Below are 17,848 nucleotides of genomic sequence, written 5' to 3'. Positions count from 1 at the left end.
TCACCGGTCGCCGTCAAATCACAAAGACTCGCGGCGACCGGTGATCGCCGCCACGTTTCTCGACTCCATCCACCACAGCCAGCCGAGCAGGATGAAATAGCCGGCGAACTCCGCGGCCTTGTTCCAATACTGGATCGGCGCGTCGCCGCCGTGACAGCCACAGGAAATATCGAGGCCTTTCGACCAAGCCCAGCCGACGGAAATCGAAAACACCACCACCAGTCCGGCGATGGTGAGGATCGCCCCGCGCCGGAGGATTCCCAGCATCAGGCAAAGCCCGGCGACGACTTCCAACCACGGCACCGAGTAAGCCGCCACCGCGTCCCATGGGGCTTTGACGAGCTGGTAGTTCGCCACGTCGCGGGTGAAACGGTCGAGGCCGCTGCCGAAAATTTTCATGCCGCCGCTATAGACGAACCACGTGCCTAGCAGGACTCGGGCGGTGAGGGCGATGGCTTGCATGATAAAGAGGAGCTTCGCGGCGACCGGTGATCGCCGCTACGCCGGTTGCAGGAAGCGCCGCTGCGCCTCCTCCTCGGGATTGTGCGGGTGCGTCGCGTTCTCCGGCTTGGTGTCGGCGAGCAGCTCGTCGCGGAATTTCCCGATGATCGCTTCCACCGGCCAGGACGATGCTTCGCCGAAAGCGCAGATCGTGCGACCGTCGATTTGATAGGCCACGCTTTCCAGCGTGTCGATGTCGGATGGGCTGGCCTCTCCGGCAACGAGGCGGTCGGAAATCTTCTTCATCCACGTCGAGCCTTCGCGGCACGGCGTGCACTGGCCACAGGATTCGTGAGCGTAGAAGGCGTTGAGATTATTGAGCACCCACGACATCTTGCGGGTGTCGTCGAGCACGATGACCCCGCCGGAGCCGGCCATCGAGCCGCAGGCGGCGAGCGTGTCGAAGTCCATCTGAATGTCCCAAAAATCGAGATCCTTGGTCGTGCCGTCCGGGTTCTTGAGTTTGAAAACCTCGTTGCACTTCAAAATCTTCGAAGACGAACCACCGGGAATGACGGCCTTGAATTCGCACCCGTCCTTCGGTCCGCCGCACATATCGTAGAGCAGCTCGCGCATCGTGACCTTGCCGACCTCGACCTCGAAATAACCGGGATTTTTCACATCGCCCGAGACGCAGAGGATCCGCGTGCCGGTGTTCCGCGCCACGCCGAGTTTCGCATATTCATCGCCGCCCATGCGGACGATGTGCTTCACGTGGCAGAGCGATTCCACGTTGTTCACGATGGTCGGGCACATGTAGAGCCCGAGCGCCGCCGGGAAATACGGCGGCTTGATCCGCGGATACGGCCGCTTGCCTTCGAGCGACTCGATCAAGCCGGTTTCCTCGCCGCAGATGTAGGCGCCCGCGCCGCGGTGGACGTAGATTTCCACGTCGAAGCCGGAGCCCAGCACGTTTTTCCCGAGGAAATTGCGGGCACGCGCCTCCTCGATCGCCCGCTCGACGATCAGCGCCGCTTCCGGGAACTCCTCGCGGATGTAAATGTAAGCCGTCTTCGCCCCGACCGCGTAGGCCGAGATCACCATGCCCTCGACGAGCTGGTGCGGATCCTGATGGAGAATGTAGCGGTCCTTGAAAGTGCCGGGCTCGGATTCGTCGCCGTTGCAGATCAGATAGACCGGCTTGGTGTTGTGCGGCGGGATGAACGTCCATTTCATCCCGGTCGGGAACCCCGCGCCGCCGCGGCCGCGCAGGCCGGACTTCTTCACCTCCTCGGTGACCTCCTTCGGCTGCATCGCGAAGGCCTTTTTCAAATCGTCGTAGCCCCCGTCGCGCAGGTAGCACTCGATCGAAGGGTCCCAGCCCTCGCGGTCCACGTTCTTGAAAATGAGCCGGTGTTCGCGGGCGTGTGGCTGCTTGGTGTAAGTGATCATGCGGGAAAGTCCGGCGCAGTATTGGCAGGGAAACCCGCCATGCAAAACCCAATTTCGGCAAAAATTGGCAGCCGATTTGCAGCGTTGCCCTCGACGCGCGTGGACGGCGATTACAAAAACGGATTGATGACTTTCACTCCGTCGAAGTCCTGTCCGTGGCTCAGATCCTCCGTGTTAACCACGCTGCAGTCCGCCTCACGGGCGGAAGCGAGGATCAGCGAATCCCAGTGCGAAATTGGATAGCGGGAATGGATGAGTTGCGCGGCCAGGAAAGTCTCATTGTCGATTTTCAAAGTGATGTCCTTCATGACTGTGCTGCACATTAGCTGTGCGAAAAGTTGGAGTCAAGGCGGGGGACGGTGTGGACGGCTCCGACATGTCGGCCAGTGGGAAAGCGCTTAATTGGCCCACCACTTTCAGTGACTCGCCGGGTTGCTGATTTATCGCGGCGGCCGTCTCAGTGCTTTGAATCCAGTTTCACCAGGTTCGGACAAACGCGGCCGGCCTCGAAGTCCGCTAGATTGGAGAGCGTTGTTTTCGAAATGTTCGCCATCGCCTCGCGGGTGAAAAACGCCTGGTGGCCGGTGACCAGGACGTTGGGAAAGGTGGTCAGGCGCATGAAGACGTCGTCCTGGATGATGCGGAAGGAAAGGTCCTCGAAGAACAGCTCGGATTCCTCTTCATAGACATCGAGCGCCAAGCCGCCGATGCGGCCGGACTTGATGGCGGTGATGGCGGCTTCGGTATCGATGAGCGCGCCGCGGCTGGTATTGACGATGAAGACGCCGTCGCGCATCCGGGCGAGGGTTTTTTCCTCGATGAGGTGAAGGGTCTGCGGCATCAGCGGGCAATGCAGGCTGATCGCGTGCGAGCGGGTAAACAGCTCGTCGAGGCTGACGTAGCTGACACCGGATTTGACGCAATCCGGATTCGGATGCACGTCATAGGCCAGCACCTCGCAGCCGAATCCCGTCATGATGCGCGCGAAGATGCTGCCGATGATGCCGGTGCCAATGACTCCGACGGTCTTGCCGTGGACGTCGGAGCCCATCAGTCCGTCGATGGAGAAATTCCCCTCACGCACGCGGTTGTAAGCCTTGTGAATGCGCCGGTTGAGGCAAAGGAGCAGGGCCACGGCGTGTTCCGCGACGGCGTGCGGGGAATAGGCCGGGACTCGGGCGACTTGCAGGCCGAGCGCCTTCGCGGCTGCCAGATCGACGTTGTTGAAACCCGCGCAGCGCATGGCGATGAAGCGGGTGCCGCCGCGGGCGAGATTCCCTAACGTTTCCGCGTCCAGCACGTCGTTCACGAACGCGCAGACGGCCGGTGAGTCATCGGCGAGGAGCGCGGTCTCGGGTTTGAGCCGGTTCTCGATGAACACGAGCTGGTGGCCGAAGGGCGCGTTGAACTCCCTGAGGAACTGCTCGTCGTAGGGCTTGGTGCTGAAGACGGTGACTTTCATGATTTTGTTAGTCCTTGATTCCCGCGTTGAGCAGCAGGATGCGGCGAAGTTCGAGAAGCGCCTGCGGGTCGTCATAGGCGCCATGGCCGTCAGGCACGATTTTCTCGGACTGGGCGGTGCCGAGGTGGGAGCTCCAGTATGGCACCACGCCGTCGCTGCTGTCCGGCGTGTTGCCCCGACCGCGGTCGCCGATGATCGAGTGGTGGGGCACTTGGATGGGGATTTGGTCGAGCTGTTGGTAGAGTGGATTGGCGGGCGAGAGTCCGGAAACGCTGTTGAGCGTGCCTTGGGAAACAAGGTTGCTGGGGAGATCGATCAAGGCGCTGGTGATGGTTGTGGGGAGGGAGAGGATTTTGACGAACCACGAGGTGAGTGAGAGGTCGGCGAGGCCGCTGCCGCGGTGCGGGGTGGAGATATAGATTTGACGGCCGATGTCCGGATTGGCAGAAAACAGGGCCATCCGTTTGGTCAGGTGGTTAGGTGGGAGCTTGGCGTCGAGCTTGTCCGCATCCTTGCCGAACCGCGCGTTCCAGAGTTTGCGTTCGGGCGAGATCACCTGCATCCGGGAGAGCAGCCCGCCCATGCTGTGGCCGACCATGACCATTTTCTTCGAGTGCTTGAAAAGGCTGTCAAACGCCCCGAGTTCCTCGCGCAGGCGCATGGAGGAGTAGGTGATGGGCCAACCGGTGGGGTAATAGAAAATCATGAACTGATAGCGGCCGCGCAGCTTCGGGTCGGCGCGCAGGTCGTTGATGACATCGCGCCACATCCGCGGGTGGGAGTTGAGGCCGTGGACGAGAAGCACGGGAATCCGGCCGGGGTCGTAGGGTTCCAGCAGCATCAGCTTGGAATCGAGCGCGCCGGGGTGGATGAGCCCGGTTAGCGCGATTTTGAATTCCTTGATGTCGGCGGTCTGCGCGACGATCGGCGCGGTGAAATCCGCGGCGAGCGGATAGCCGGTGCGCCCGAGATTGACCCGGGAAACGGCGGTGGGGTCGTAGCCGGTGAGGGAGGCCCGGCGCGGGGCTCCGGGCTTCGCGGGTCCATCGAATTCGAGCACGCCGGTGATCGGTTCCAAATAGCTGCGGCTGCTCACGAAGCGCTGCACCTGCGGGTCCTCCGGGCGTTTCCAAACCGGAGAGAAGGGCGCTCCCACCCCTTCCTCGACATGCCAGTTCCGGCAAAGCGTGCGCTTCACCTCGCGGGCGGGTTGCGCCGATTCCAAGCGGGCGAGCGGATAGACGCCGGGCCGCGGCGCGATGGCGGCGCTGACGCGGTAGCTGTAGCCGGCATGGCTGAATTGCTTCTCGGGTTGGTATTTCGCCCCGATGAAATTCCCGGCGACACCCTCGGTGGCGGTGGCGATGATCCGCAGTGCGTGCTGTTGGGTTTCGCTCAACTGGCGGACGTCCTTGATGTCGCCGCCGTCGGTGTCCAGCGCGCTCCAGGCGATCTCGGCGGCGCGCATTTGATAGACGGTGGCCGCTTCGTGATTGGCGGTGTGGCGGCCGGCCGTTTTTAACAGAACATCGGCGGAGGCGAGGGTGTTGCCTTTCAGTTCGGCGGCGGCTTGCTCGGCGGGCGGCAGGACGGTTCCGCAGGAGCCGAGGAGGCATGCTGCAAGCCCGGCGACAAAGCGGGCGGGTGATTCTGAAAGGTGCATGAGCAGGGGGGGCTGGCCTGACAGGGATTCTCGATCAGGGCATCGGGCTGCCCCTAATGATCGACTTGGTCGCTCAGCCCTTGATCTCCAGCAGCATCTGCGGGTTGTTGGGGAATTTCTTCAGGAAGAACAGCAGGCGCTCCATCGCCTCCGCCGGGCGGTGGCCGGAGAGGCCGCGGCGGATGAGGTGGATCTTGTGCAGCATGTGGTCGGCCAGCAGGAGCTCCTCGCGGCGGGTGCCGGACTTGAAGATGTCGACCGCCGGATAGATATAGTTTTCCGCGATCTTGCGGTCGAGGACGAGCTCCATGTTGCCGGTGCCCTTGAACTCCATGTAGATGGCCTCGTCGGCGCGGGAGTTGGTCTGGATCAGGGCGGTGGCCATGATGGTGAGCGAGCCTCCGCCGCGGGTGTTTCTAGCGGCGGCGAACAGGCGGCGAGGCACTTCGAGCGCGCCGATGGTAATGCCCCCCGAGCCGGTGCCGCGGCCGCGGCTGTTCATGCTCATGCCGGCGTTGTAGGCGCGGGCGAGGCGGGTGATGGAATCCATGATTAGGAAAACATCCTGGCCGGCTTCTACCAGGCGCTTGGCGCGCTCGATGGCCATCTCCGCGATGCGGGTGTGGTTGCGCGGCTGCTCGTCATTGGAGCTGGCGTAGATTTCCGCGCCGGGGAGGGCGCGGCGGAACTCGGTGACTTCCTCGGGGCGCTCGTCCACGAGCACGACCATGAGGTGGATGGCTTCGTCGTATTTCTCGCGGATTGCTTCCGCCATGTGGAGGAGCAGCGTGGTTTTTCCCGAGCGGGGCGGGGAAACGATGAGGCCGCGCTGGCCGCGGCCGACCGGGGCCATGATGTCCACGACGCGGGTGGTGAAGCGCTCGGGCGTGGTTTCGAAACTGATCCGCCGGGTCGGGTTGATCGCCTTGAGTTCGTCGAAATGCGGGAGCTTGGAGGCTTCCTCGGGCGGCATGCCGTTGATCTGGGTGATCTCGACGAGCTGCGGGCCGCGCGGGCCTTCCTGATAGATCCCGTGGATCCACTGGGCGGGGCGCAGGTTGTATTTGCGGATGGTCTCGGGCGTGACAAAGACGTCGTCGCGGGCTTGTTCGAAATTTTTCCCCGGAATGCGGAGGAAGCCGAAGCCTTTGGGGGCTAGCTCGAGCAGGCCATCGGCCTCGATTTTCGGGCCGGCGAGCTGGACCGGGCGGCGCTCGTCGAAATCGCTGGGACCGCGTTGTGGGCCACCGCCTTCGTGGCGGTTGCGCTGCTGCGGGGGATGTTGTCCGTGCTGGGCTGGTGGCGGGCCTTGCTGTTCCTGGCGCTCGCCGGCGCGGCGTTTGCGTTTGTCGCGGCGGCGTTTGCTGCGGCTTTCGCCGGTGCGTTGCTGTCCTTGGGCGTCGCGATTCTGGCCTTCGCGCTGTTGGGAATCCCGTGGTTGCCCTTCTTGGGGCGGGCGTTCGCGCTGCTCCTGGTCGCGTGGCGGACCGGACGGGGTGCGGATTTCACGCGCTTCCGGTGGAGAGGACGGCTGTGGAAAAGGAGTGGAAATTTGAGGAGCGGGAGCGCGTGATTCCGCAGGTTCGCGGGCAACCACCGGACCGCCGCCGGGCACGCGGCCGAAACGGCGCGCCGCGGGTTCGGAGGCTTGGGCGGGTGCTTGCTCGGCCTGGGCCGGCTCGGCCGCGACTCTTTTCGCCCGTGAGGGTCGCGCAGCACGCGGGGCTGCCTCGGGGGCTGGAACCGGATTCGAAACCGGCGGCGTGGTGAAAGGAAGTTCCGGAGTGACGGCAGTCGCCGCGGCGGACTTTTTAACAACCTTTTTCGCGGCGGTTTTCTTCACAGCGGTTTTTTTGACTGCCACTTTCTTCGCGGCGGTCTTGGTGGCTGCTTTTTTGGCCACCCGCTTGGTTGCGGGCGGGGTGTCTTGGTCGGTATCGTTGCTCATCCGGAATCGGTTGGAAAGTTGGGGTGCTGGGCGGGGATGTGAGTGGAATCACTCGCCAATCCGCGGGGCAGGGTGGGAGGTGACGATCCTGGGGGTGAGCCGACTTGATTTGCCTGAAAAGGCTTCCAAGGTCCGGCAGGGCAGGTGGGCGTCAACCCAAGTGGTGGTTCGGAAACTTGACGGGAAACACCGTTCCGTCGTCCCAACTGCCAAAAGGTGCGTCAGCGGGGAACGCTTGGCAATTCAAATTTTCAGGGCGGGTCCCGGCCGTCGGTTGGTCGGGGGGCGGCGCGATGTGCCGTGAATTTTGTCGGTTGCCGAGCGCGGCGGGCGATGGCAGACTTTCGCCGTGAGACCGAGCCGAACATGTGTGTTAGCCGCATTGGCCGCGTTGCTGCTTCCGCTTTCCGCTGAAGAGCAAGCCGCGGACAACAACGTCGCCATCCCGAAGGATTTGGTCGATGACGCCCACGTGCGAGAAGAACTCGCGGTGAATGAATTCACCGCGCCGTCGATTTCGAAGCTGTTCGACACCTTGCAGTTCCTGATGCCGCTGCCGATCGCCGAGGTCGCCCGCAAGATGCCGGCGCGGATGTCGCAGGACCGCGCGGATCTGGCCATCGAGCTGGGGTTCCTGATCGCCGATGGATTCCTGGTGGTACAGGCCGAACAACTCGACCAGGTCGAGGAACTCGCCAAGGATTTGACCCGTTATGGCAAGGCGCTGGGAGCGGGGGACCGCGTCAACCGTCACGCCGCAAGTTTGCTAGACAGCGCCAAGAACAAGAATGTCGAGCAGCTCAAGAAGGAGCTCACCGCCACCCAGCGAGACGTGGAACAGGAACTCGTTTCCCTGAGGGACGCGGACCTGGCGCACTTGATTTCGCTCGGCGGATGGATCCGCGCGCTGGAGGTCTCGACCGTGGCGGTGGACAAACAGTTCTCTCCGGAGCGCGCCCGCAAGGTGATGCGCGAGGACATTGCGGATTATTACACCGAGTCGGTGGCCGGGCTGGAGCCGAGGATTTCCGAGCGGCCCAACTATCTGGCGATGCGCGATATCCTCGCCGGGCTGCGCACGGAAATGACGCTGGAAGAAGGCAAGGACCCCACGCCCGCGCTGATGGCGGAAATCCGCAAGCAAGCGGCGAAGCTGGTGGAACTCGCATTGCAACGCCAGCAATGAGTCTTCCTGTTGGAAAGCGGGCGGCCGTCCTGGGGCTCGGCATCATCGGCTCACGTGCTTGTTCCCGTCTGTTGGGCGCGGGTTGGCGGGTGACCTGCTGGAACCGTACGGCGAAAGGGCTCGCGGGCGAAACCGAGACTCCGGAGGCGGCGATCGATGGCGCGTCGGTGATCTCGATCTATCTGAAAGACGCGCCCGCGGTGCGGGAAGTCGTCGGGCGGATCGAGACGTTTCTGCAAGCCGGCCAGATCGTTTTGAATCACGCGACCCTGGATTTGGAAACCACGATGTGGCTGCAGGGAGTGTGTCTTTCCCGTGGCTGCCGGTTTCTCGACACGCCGTTCACCGGCAGCAAGGTCGCCTCTGCCAACGGGCAGTTGGTTTACTATACCGGCGGCGATGCCGGGCTGGCGGAAGACCTGAAGCCGTATCTCGGCGTGACCAGCAAAAGCCAGCAGCATTGCGGCGAGGTCGGCACCGCGACGGTGGTGAAGCTGGCCACGAATTTGATCTCCGCCTGCACCGTGCAAGCATTGGCGGAAGCGCTCGCCATCATTACCAGCCAGGGAGTTTCCACCGACTGTTTGATCCAGGCGGTGGCCGGCAACGCGAGCGGCTCGGTGCTAACCGGAATGAAACTTCCCACGATGGCGGTGGGAGATTTCGAGACCCATTTTTCGCTCTCCAACATGGGCAAGGACACCCGCTACATGCTCGCGCTCGCGGCATCCGCCGGCTTGCACACGCCCGCGATCGCCGCCGTGTCGAAGCGCATGGGCGAGCTTGACGCCGATGGTCTGGGAGATATGGATTACTCGGTGGTCGTGAAACCCTATCAGGAAACGGCGTGAGCGGAACTCACCGGATCGACCTTGGCTCTCCGTCGCTGCTGGAATTCCGCGGTCCGGACGCGGTGCGGTTTCTCAACGGCCAGCTCACGCAGGACGTGCGCCGGGTGGCGGGCGGGGAAATCTCGCTGCCGTCCTGCGTGACCGACGCGAAGGGCCGCCTGCAATTCCGGGTGACCGTGACGGAAGCCGCCGACGGCGCGTTGTGGATCGCCGGACTTGCCGGATGGGCGGAGGATCTCGAAGCGCGTTTGACCCGCTATCTCATCGCCGACGACGTGGAAGTTGACGATCTATCCGGGAAATACGCATTGCATCATTTCACCGGAACGATGCCGGCGCCGCCGTCGGGAGTGGCCGCCCGCGAGTCGGACCGGTTCGGAGTCCCCGGCACCGACTGGTGGATTCCTGTGGGTGTGGCGGTCGAGTTTCCGGCTGGAGTGGAATTGTTGGAAGGTGACGCGCTGGAGTCGCTGCGCATCGGGAACGGTGTTCCCGCGTGGGGCCGCGAATTGCTGGAAGGCATGCTCCCGCCCGAGGCGCTGCTTGAGGAAACCGACATTTCCTATCACAAGGGCTGCTACATCGGCCAGGAAGTCATTTCCCGCATCAAGTCCGCGGGGAGGGTGAACAGGCGGCTCGCCAAGTTCGTTTTCGATGCGGCTGTTCCGGTGGCTGCCGGCCCCTTGGAAAACGCCGCGGGGGAGGTGACGAGCGTTTCTTCGTTAGCCACCGCCGGTGTCCGTCACGCCCTCGGGTATGTGAAGCGCGGTGCGACTGAGTTGTTTTTCAAAGCGGCGGACGGAACGATCTATCCGGTGGCTACGGCATAGCGGCTCGCGCTGCCGCGAAACCGGGTTTGATGGCTTCGAAGATGATCTTGAGGCGTTTGTCAAAGGGCGCGAACGCGCTTTTGATCCCGTTGAGCGAGAGCTTTTCGAGTTCGCCGAGGCTCAGGTCGAACAGTTCGGTGGCCAGCGTGGTTTCCCGCGTCATCGAGGTGTCGCTCATCAGGCGGTCGTCGGTGTTGAGGCACACGCGGAACCCGCGGCGGAAAAAGGCGCCGAAGGGATGTTCTTCCAAACTCGGGCAGGCGCCGGTGTGCAGGTTGCTGAGCAGGCACATTTCCAGCGGGACGCGGCGGTCGAGGATATATTGGGCGAGCCGGCCGAGTTTCATGCTTCCGTCCGGCAGGATCTCGGTGTCGTCGCGCAGGCGGGTGGCGTGGCCGAGCCGGTGCGCGCCGCAATATTGCAGCGCCTGCCAGATCGACTCGGGTCCGTAAGCCTCGCCTGCATGGATCGTGATATAGAAATTCGCCCGCTCGATGGCTTGAAACGCCTCGACGTGTTTTTTGGGCGGAAAGCCATGTTCGCCACCCGCGAGGTCGAAGCCGACCACGCCGAGGTCGCGGTTGCGGATTGCGAGTTCCGCGGCTTCGAGCGAGTCCGGCATGTGGCGCATCGCGCAGAGGATCAGCCCCCACTCGACGCCGTAGGTGCGCTCGCCGCGTTCCAGCCCGCGGATCACGGCGGCCACGACTTCATCCTGGGGCAATCCACGCGTCGTGTGATAGACCGGCGCGAAGCGGACCTCCGCATAGACCACGCCGTCGTGATACATGTCCTCGATGAATTCGAAGGCGACCCGTTCCAGCGCCTCCGGCGTCTGCATCACCGAGGTCGTGTGGGCGAAGCCCTCCAGATATTCAGGTAGATTTCCGCGCTGCGCGCCGCGGTGGAACCAGGCGGCGAGGTCCGTGGGATCGGTGGTGGGAAGGCCCTGGTAGCCAAGCTCCGCGGCGAGTTCGATCACGGTGGCTGGTCGAAGCCCGCCATCGAGATGTTCATGGAGAAGGACTTTCGGCAGCGTGCGGATATCCACCGCTTCCGTGAGCGCCTTCCCCCGGAGTGTTTTCGGCTGGGCCAGAATACTCATTTGCGCAAAACCTTAGCGGGTTTCCGGGGCAAGGGGAGGAGGAAATTCGGGCCGCACGCATGGCGCGTCCGCGGCCCTTAAACGCCCATCCACTTTCAATTCCTCGATCTCTTTATCCAAGGCCGGCCTGAATCATGACATGATCGATGAGCCGCACCTCGCCGTAAAAGACCGCGGTGGCGAGGATGGCGGGACGGAGGATTTCCGTGACGGGCTGCAGCGTCTCCGCATCGACGAGGGCGAGGTAGTCGATGCGGGCGAGCGGCGAGGTCTCGATGGCGGCGCGGGCGGAGGCGAGAATTTCCGCGGGAGCGCCGAGCGTCGCAACAGCTAACAACGCCCGGCGGATGCGCGGCGCGTCGGCGCGTTGGACCGCGGTGAGGCGGGTGTTGCGCGACGACATCGCGAGTCCGTCGGCCTCACGGACGGTGGGGCAGGCGACGATTTCCACCGGCACGTCGAGGTCGCGGACCATCCGGCGGATGACGGCGAGCTGTTGGAAATCCTTCTCGCCGAAGACGGCGGCCTCACAGCCGGATAGAAGGAAGAGCTTGAGGACCACGGTGCAGACGCCGTCGAAATGGCCGGGTCGAGTGGCTCCGCAAAGGCCGCGGGAGAGCGAATTCTCGGTGACGGTGACGGAGCGGTCCGGGAAATACATCGACTCGGCCGTCGGCGCGAAAACGACATTCACCCCGGCGGTTTCGCAGGCGGCGAGGTCGCTCGCCATCGGCCGCGGGTAGGTGTCGAGGTCGGTGGCTCGGTCGAACTGGATGGGATTGACGAAGATGGAAACGACGACGGTGCCGCCCGGTCCGGCGATTTCGCGGGCGCGGCGCATCAGCGAAAGGTGGCCGGGGTGAAGGGCTCCCATGGTCGGCACGAGGACGCGGGGGGCGGGGGCGTTTTTCAAAATCCCTCTCAGGGCGCTGCCGGTGTCCGCGACTTTCATGCGGCGGAGTCTGCGGGTTTTCAGAACGCAGGGAAGAGCGGATTTCCGATTTCCGCCTGATCCTCGGTCCGTCATCACCCCGGCACCGGTCCGATCGTCCCGCCCTCGATGAACTCGGCCGTGGTGAAGGTCGGTCGGCGGTCGTCCTTGAATGGAGTGAATGGGGTCAGAGTAATCGGATTCACATTTCTGATTGTGGTTTCAGCACTCATGCGGCGGGAAGTCTCTGGGAAAGGGAATAGGAGGAATGGCGGATTGAGGATCGTGGATGGGAAGAGCAGAGTGAAGAAGGGGCATCAGTCAATGGTCATCGGTCATGAGTCAGGGCCGCCCCTCCAACATCTCAAGGTTGGCATCGGCGAAGGCCTTGCCCATGAGGGCGAACGTTTTGGCACACCCCATGTAGTGATAGCCGGCGTTCGATGCGCCGCGTGTCCACTTGGTGGCTTCCTCCGGACTGATGAGTTCGGCTTCGTATTTCTTGAGGGTTTCCTTCTGTTGGGCCTCGTCCATCGAGCCGTCCTTGTTCGGGGTGTTCTTGTCCTTCACCTTGAGCAGATGGGCCATCTGTTTCACCTTGGCGCGCTTCTGGTCGATGGCTGCGAGTTCCTCCGCCCAGAAGGGCGCGGTTTCCACCGCGGCGACGTTGCCTTTGAATTCCGGCAGCGACGCGGGAGCGGCCATGGCTTCGCGGAAAGCGATCGTGTTGCCCTTCGCATTCAGGCCGTCCACGCCGAGCACGCCGATCACAAAGGGCATCTTGGGTGCGTCCAGATCCTTGCGCACGTCGCGGATGAGATCGGCCATCAAGCCGCTGTATTCCGAGTAATCCCGGGTCTTGCCATCGGGGCCGTTGGGGTAGGTGCCGCCGTCCACGAGGTCATTGAAGCCCTGGAACCAGACGAGGCCGGAGATTTCATAACCATCGGCGGGATTGTAGGCCGGGCAGACGCGCTTGGGATCGGCGAGCACGCTTTTCACGTGATCGACCATGAAGCGGTAGAAGCGGCCGGATTCCTTCGCCTTTTTGGCCTTCTCCGCCTCGATGTCCTTGCCCTGCTTTTTCATCTGCTCGATCTGCGCCTCGCTGAACAGGTAGGGCCCGGCGCTGGGCGGGCGGAATTCGGTGTTCAGGCTGCGGCCGCCCCACGCGGTCTTGATGAGCAGGACCGGTTCCTTGAGCGCGGCCTCCATGGTCAGGCCGAAGGTGAACTCGGGGCCGATCTTGCCGCCGTCCTTCGTGGGTTGGTCACCCCTCGCGCCGTATCCCGCGGTGAGCTTGCCGGTGCCCTCGCCGTTGGCGTTACCTTCGTAATGGCCGGTCAGGTAGGAGATCCACGTGTAGTCGGCGACGGCGGGCTTGCCGTCGGGTCCGCGCATCTGCTTGAGCAGCGGAGCGGTGGCGGGATCGTCACCGATGTAGTCGAAGGTCTCGACGCGCGCGTGGCCCTCCATGTTCGACTGGCCGGCGAGGATGAAGACTTTGAGTGGCTTCGCTTCGACGCTGACGATGGCGAGAAGCAAGGATGCTAGGAATGCGGTGGTGGATTTCATGGATGGAGTGGGAAGAAGTGCCGAGAGATCAGTGATCGGTGTCGGCGTAGGTTCCGATCACCCGCAACTTCAGTTCCAACTCCTTCACTTCGCCCGCCCGCCAGCAGGTGAGCTTGAGGATTCCGCCATTGGCTTCCTTCTCGGCCTCCTGGATCGCCACGGCGATGCTCTTGCGCGCGTCGTCGGTGAACGGTCTGCCGCCGACGCCGACAATAACGTCGTCCACCTGCACGATCCCGTCCGCCGGCGAATTCGCGCCGACATGGGTGACGAGAATCTGACGGCTGGGTGCGGTGGTGCGTCCTTGAAGCCCGTCGAAATAGGTCGCTGGTTTCAGATAGATCCACCCGCGGAGTCCGGTGGCACCGAGATTGTAGGTCTGCTTGCGGTCGACATTGCGGTCCTTGGTGAGGTCCGGCGGTCCTTGAGGCTCGGCGGCGCGGAGGTGGCCGGTGGCAAACAGTGCAATCAGGCAGGCGCAGCGGTAGAAGGTGTTGGTGTGCATGGGAGATTGATGGGAACGTGCCGAGTAAGAAAAGGGAGAGATTGACGATTGACGCTTGTTGATTTTGGATTTTTGAATGGATCGGTGGGAATCCTTGTTTACTTGTTGAACCCCTCATGGTTCATGAATTCCCAAATGCGCCCCATCCAAGTGTAGCTTCCCGTCTCCGGGGCCGCCTTCCTTTGGAAGCAGTGCCCGCGTCCGACCAGCGTGTGGAGATCTGACTGGATTCCCATCCGGCGAAGCTGCTCCCAGCATTTCACCGAATTCATCGGCGCCCAACCGTCCGCATCGCCGTGGATGAACAGGATCGGACAGGTCGCGAGGTCGAACGAGAACTCAGGGACGAGCCTGGCGTCGTCCTCGTTGCCGCCCTTGGTGTTCGGGGATTCCGCGCCGTCGGTGAGCGCGTATGCCGGATAGATCGCGACCGCCCACCGCACGTTGCAGGGAAGCTTATCGAGATCGTCGATCGGCGCGTAGGAACGGCGTTTCGAGCTGGTCGCGCCCATGAGTGTTAGGTGGCCGCCGGCCGAGGAACCCATGATGCCGATGCGGTCGGGATCGAGCCCTTTGGCCGCAGCCTCGCTGCGGACGATCCGGATGGCGCGCTGCAGATCCTGCCACGCCGTCGTGTGCTTGGCCAGTTCGCCCTGCGGTCGCGGAGTGCGATACTTCATCGTCACGACCGCCATGCCCTTTTCATTCAGGTATCGCCGTGTCGGCGCGACTTCGAATCCGTTCGGGTCGTTGCCGTTGTAGGCACCGCCCGAATAGATGATCTGGATTGCCTTCGTCTTGAGTTCCTTTGGCAGATGCCACTCAAGATAAGGCTGGCACTGGTTCTTCTGCACATCCGGCATTTTGCCTTCCGGCCAGAGCGGTTGCTTGCGGTATTCGCCGCGCGCGTCGTCATTTGGATAACGGACCATCAAATCCTCTTCCGCACCGAGACACCCGTCGAAATTCATCTGGCGGAGGAACTCGGTGACACGATCGAGCCAATTGTCGTAGGCGGTGCCCTGCTCGCCTTTGCCCGGGTCGCCCATGAAACCGTGGGGACGATCCGCGAAGAGATGGATCTCGGCCGGGATTTTCATCCTGCGGAGCTGGCGGTAGATCTGTGTGGAACCGTTCGGCGAATAGGCGTCCGTCCCGCCGTGGAAGAGGGCCATCGGACAGGTCTTCGCGTCGAACTTGAACACGTCGGAGAGCTCGGCGTCGATCGCGTCGCCTTCGCGCGTGTTAGGTCCGGTGAGCCCGTCCGTCAGCGCGTAGGCGGTGTAGACTGGCACCGCCCAGTTGACGTGGCACGGAAGCTGGTCGAGGTCGTCGATCGCACCGTAAGCCGGCGTGAGTGCGCTCGTCGCAAGCAGGACCGTCAGGTGCGACCCCGCGGAGAACCCGAGCGCGCCGATCTTCTCCGGATCGAAACCGCGCTTTTGTGCCTCGCTGCGGACGAGCCGGACGGCGCGCTGGCCGTCCTCCCACGCGCTCTGATAGAGCGGCAGCCCTTGGGGGCGCGGCGTCCGGTAGGTGAGGTTCACGCAAACGAACCCGAGCCCGGTGAATTTTTGCGCGACCCGGTCAATCCACATCCCGTCGCAGCAATTCTGATAACCGCCGCCGGAAATGAGCAACATGCAGCCGCCGTTTTTCTCCGCAGGGGCCTCATACCAGTCCAGATGCGGCATGGCATGCTCCGCCGCCTTGAATCCCGGCGCCTTCACCTCCCGGGTGGTTGCCGCGATCTGTTGGGGCTGGAAATCCGGGATCTTTCCCTCCGGCCACAGCCCGACCCGCTCTCCGGCGCACGCCAGAGCGGTGACCAACATGCAATAACCAACAATCAATGTCTTTTTCATCATATCGCTCCTTACTTTTTCGTCTGACCGAGAACATTGATCCGCTCGAGGATCTCGACGCCGCGCTTGGCCTCCTCGGTGCGGCGGTAGTCGCAGCGCTGGGCCGCTTCCTGCACGATGGCCTTCTCCTCAGCGCTGCCTACCATGCCGACCTCGGGGTCCTCGCTTTCGGGCCAGGCCCAGTTGTCGGTGCGGAAGCTTGGGAACGGAAGCGACTCCTGGCCGGCGATCTTGAGATTGCCCATCGGGCTGGTCGCCCAGCCGTAGCGGACGGCGACGGGCTTCTTCACGAGCGGGCTCCAGACATGGATGATCGTGGGGTCGATCTTCCAGCGGGATCCATCCGGGGTGGACCGATAGCGGGCATGCGCCATGTAAAGCTTGCCGTCCTCACCGGCGATCGAGAACCCGCGGGGGATGCTGTTCATGTCGTCCGGCAACACCTTTTGGCTGAAGGTGAGGATCATCTCATCGCCCTGCGGCACCGCCGAGACGAGCGAGGCGGTTTCCCAGCGCATGCCCTTCTGGCCGTAGATCTTCGCAAGCGCCCAGCGTGCCGCCCGCTCGCCGTGATCGCGCTTTTTCAGGGGATGCAGTCCGGGAACCTGCACATCGTAGGCCGGCAGAAAGGCGGTGTTCACCGGATCCCCGACGTCGGCTAGGCCGAGCCGCTGGGCTTCGCGGATGAAGGGGGCGCCGGCGAAGGATTCCGCCTCGAAATTGTCCTCGTTCTGCGTGTTGCCCCCGGCGCAGAAGCCGATCACGCCCACCGGAAGCGTGGGATCCTTGAAATCATCGCGCCAGCCTTCGACCATCAGCTTCATGAGCACCCGGTAGCGCTGCGGGCGGCAGACTTTCATCATGGCGTTGTTGAAGCCTTGGTGGAAAAGCACCCCCTTGATGTTGTATCCCTTGAATACGCCGAACATGCCGTTGTGGATGCTGCCCATGTCGCTGGCGCTCATGCCGGGGATGTTCCATGAGGTCAGGTTGTCGCCGTTCACCGGCTTCTTCGGCCATTTGTCTTCCGGCAGCCCCTTGGACTTCGCTCTCGCGAGCTGGTTGTTCCAAACCTGCAGGGAGGTCGCTTCCTTGTCAAAGGCCGCGATCTTCTGCTTCACGGATTCCGCGTAGCGTTTGGCGAGCGGGTGCTCCTCGAACTTGTGGCTGGGGACGATGGCCTCGATCGAGGCACCACCGCGGGCGCTCTTGATCAGGCCGATGGGAATGCCCAGCGACCGCTGGAGCCGGGCGCCGAAGATGTAGCCGATGCAGGAAAAGTCGCGGGATGTCTCCGGGCTCGACACCGCCCATCCCTTCGTCGCGATCTTCTCCGCCGGGATGTCCTCCTGCGGCGAGGATTGTTCGTTCGGGTCGATCGAGAAGAAACGCAGCAGCGGGAGGTTCGACTGGACGATCTCGATGTCGGCATGCTGCGTTTTGCCAAGAGGGAATGCCATGTTGCTCTGGCCGGTCATGACCCACACGTCGCCGACGACGACGTTGGCCATTTCCACCTTCTCGTTGCCGGTGGTCACGACCATGGCCTGCGGTTCCGCACTCGCCTCGCGCGCCGGGAAACTCACCTCCCAGCGACCTTTGTCGCCGGCTGCTTTGGCATCTGCCTTGTCCTTACCTAGCTGGACCGATACCGACTTGCCGGGCTCCGCCCAGCCCCAGACCACGATCGGCTTGTCGCGCTGGAGAACCATGTTGCTGGCGAAGATGCCGTGCACCTTGAGAGGCCCCGCTTCGGTGACGACCGGGCAGGCGGCGAGGATGAAGATGGCAAGGGGCAGGCTGAGGGAGCGTATCATGATGGGATGAGGGGGTCCGTTACGGTAATGAATGCAGCCATCCTGCACAAAACGGTGGATCGGCGCATTTTCCCTGACTAGTGCACCGTACTTGAAATAACTGTGCATTTGGAGCAGTCTGTGCTATGATTCAATCATGGCACGGACCGCTCAACCTCTTTTGCTGCAACCAGATCAAGTCCTTCAACTTCAGTCCGGATCCCCAGTTTGAAGAGAA

Annotated in this window: 15 protein-coding genes; 3 read left to right on the top strand and 12 right to left on the bottom strand. The window is 63.0% G+C overall.

Annotated features, from left to right (window positions below; translation table 11 throughout):
- Window positions 1-18 precede the first annotated feature (18 nt).
- The 6 genes from AC4DF4_RS13610 to rho form a co-directional block, all read right to left on the bottom strand.
- A complete protein-coding gene (locus AC4DF4_RS13610; RefSeq protein WP_490048655.1) occupies window positions 19-462 on the bottom strand; it encodes a DoxX family protein in 444 nt (147 codons plus the stop codon).
- A gap of 36 nt (window positions 463-498) precedes the next feature.
- Complete coding sequence (nuoF, locus tag AC4DF4_RS13605) at window positions 499-1,893, bottom strand: NADH-quinone oxidoreductase subunit NuoF (protein ID WP_490048654.1); 1,395 nt, start codon at window positions 1,891-1,893, stop codon at window positions 499-501.
- Between the two features lie 110 nt (window positions 1,894-2,003).
- Window positions 2,004-2,201 (bottom strand): hypothetical protein, encoded by a 198-nt coding sequence (locus AC4DF4_RS13600; RefSeq protein WP_490048653.1) that lies wholly within the window; start codon window positions 2,199-2,201, stop codon window positions 2,004-2,006.
- A 149-nt stretch (window positions 2,202-2,350) separates the two neighbouring features.
- Entirely contained in the window at window positions 2,351-3,355 is a 1,005-nt protein-coding gene (locus AC4DF4_RS13595) for a 2-hydroxyacid dehydrogenase (protein WP_490048652.1), read from the bottom strand.
- Window positions 3,356-3,362: 7 nt separating this feature from the next.
- On the bottom strand, window positions 3,363-5,018 hold the full coding sequence (locus AC4DF4_RS13590) for a lipase family alpha/beta hydrolase (protein ID WP_490048651.1): 1,656 nt from the start codon (window positions 5,016-5,018) through the stop codon (window positions 3,363-3,365).
- Window positions 5,019-5,091: 73 nt separating this feature from the next.
- Entirely contained in the window at window positions 5,092-6,966 is a 1,875-nt protein-coding gene (gene rho, locus AC4DF4_RS13585) for a transcription termination factor Rho (RefSeq protein ID WP_490048650.1), read from the bottom strand.
- A gap of 370 nt (window positions 6,967-7,336) precedes the next feature.
- On the opposite strand from rho, the gene AC4DF4_RS13580 reads away from it, so the two are divergent.
- Genes AC4DF4_RS13580 through ygfZ form a run of 3 tightly spaced genes read left to right on the top strand, consistent with a single transcriptional unit; the run spans window position 7,337 to window position 9,833 of the window.
- On the top strand, window positions 7,337-8,152 hold the full coding sequence (locus AC4DF4_RS13580; RefSeq protein WP_490048649.1) for a hypothetical protein: 816 nt from the start codon (window positions 7,337-7,339) through the stop codon (window positions 8,150-8,152).
- Entirely contained in the window at window positions 8,149-9,003 is an 855-nt protein-coding gene (locus tag AC4DF4_RS13575; protein WP_490048648.1) for an NAD(P)-dependent oxidoreductase, read from the top strand. The genes AC4DF4_RS13580 and AC4DF4_RS13575 overlap by 4 nt, the downstream gene beginning before the upstream one ends.
- Window positions 9,000-9,833 carry a CAF17-like 4Fe-4S cluster assembly/insertion protein YgfZ gene (ygfZ, locus tag AC4DF4_RS13570; protein WP_490048647.1) on the top strand — a complete coding sequence of 278 codons (834 nt, stop codon included), beginning with the start codon at window positions 9,000-9,002 and terminating at the stop codon, window positions 9,831-9,833. The genes AC4DF4_RS13575 and ygfZ overlap by 4 nt, the downstream gene beginning before the upstream one ends.
- On the opposite strand, the gene AC4DF4_RS13565 is transcribed toward ygfZ, so the two are convergent.
- The 6 genes from AC4DF4_RS13565 to AC4DF4_RS13540 all read right to left on the bottom strand — a co-directional run bounded on the left by AC4DF4_RS13565 (window position 9,823) and on the right by AC4DF4_RS13540 (window position 17,631).
- Window positions 9,823-10,938: an adenosine deaminase gene (locus AC4DF4_RS13565; protein ID WP_490048646.1), complete on the bottom strand. Its 1,116-nt coding sequence runs from the start codon at window positions 10,936-10,938 to the stop codon at window positions 9,823-9,825. The two genes, ygfZ and AC4DF4_RS13565, sit on opposite strands and share 11 nt — an antisense overlap.
- A gap of 112 nt (window positions 10,939-11,050) precedes the next feature.
- The gene (gene panC, locus AC4DF4_RS13560) at window positions 11,051-11,890 is read right to left on the bottom strand and encodes a pantoate--beta-alanine ligase (protein ID WP_490048645.1); all 840 of its coding nucleotides are present in this window, start codon (window positions 11,888-11,890) and stop codon (window positions 11,051-11,053) included.
- Between the two features lie 321 nt (window positions 11,891-12,211).
- The gene (locus AC4DF4_RS13555) at window positions 12,212-13,444 is read right to left on the bottom strand and encodes a sialate O-acetylesterase (RefSeq protein ID WP_490048644.1); all 1,233 of its coding nucleotides are present in this window, start codon (window positions 13,442-13,444) and stop codon (window positions 12,212-12,214) included.
- Between the two features lie 28 nt (window positions 13,445-13,472).
- The gene (locus AC4DF4_RS13550; protein ID WP_490048643.1) at window positions 13,473-13,949 is read right to left on the bottom strand and encodes a PDZ domain-containing protein; all 477 of its coding nucleotides are present in this window, start codon (window positions 13,947-13,949) and stop codon (window positions 13,473-13,475) included.
- A 98-nt stretch (window positions 13,950-14,047) separates the two neighbouring features.
- On the bottom strand, window positions 14,048-15,784 hold the full coding sequence (locus AC4DF4_RS13545; protein ID WP_490048642.1) for an alpha/beta hydrolase: 1,737 nt from the start codon (window positions 15,782-15,784) through the stop codon (window positions 14,048-14,050).
- A 41-nt stretch (window positions 15,785-15,825) separates the two neighbouring features.
- The gene (locus AC4DF4_RS13540) at window positions 15,826-17,631 is read right to left on the bottom strand and encodes a sialate O-acetylesterase (protein ID WP_490048641.1); all 1,806 of its coding nucleotides are present in this window, start codon (window positions 17,629-17,631) and stop codon (window positions 15,826-15,828) included.
- Window positions 17,632-17,848: the final 217 nt, after the last annotated feature.

This window comes from Luteolibacter sp. (assembly GCF_058122085.1).
The sequence above is the reverse complement of the archived record's forward strand: the minus strand, read 5'-3'. Positions and strand labels throughout refer to the sequence as shown.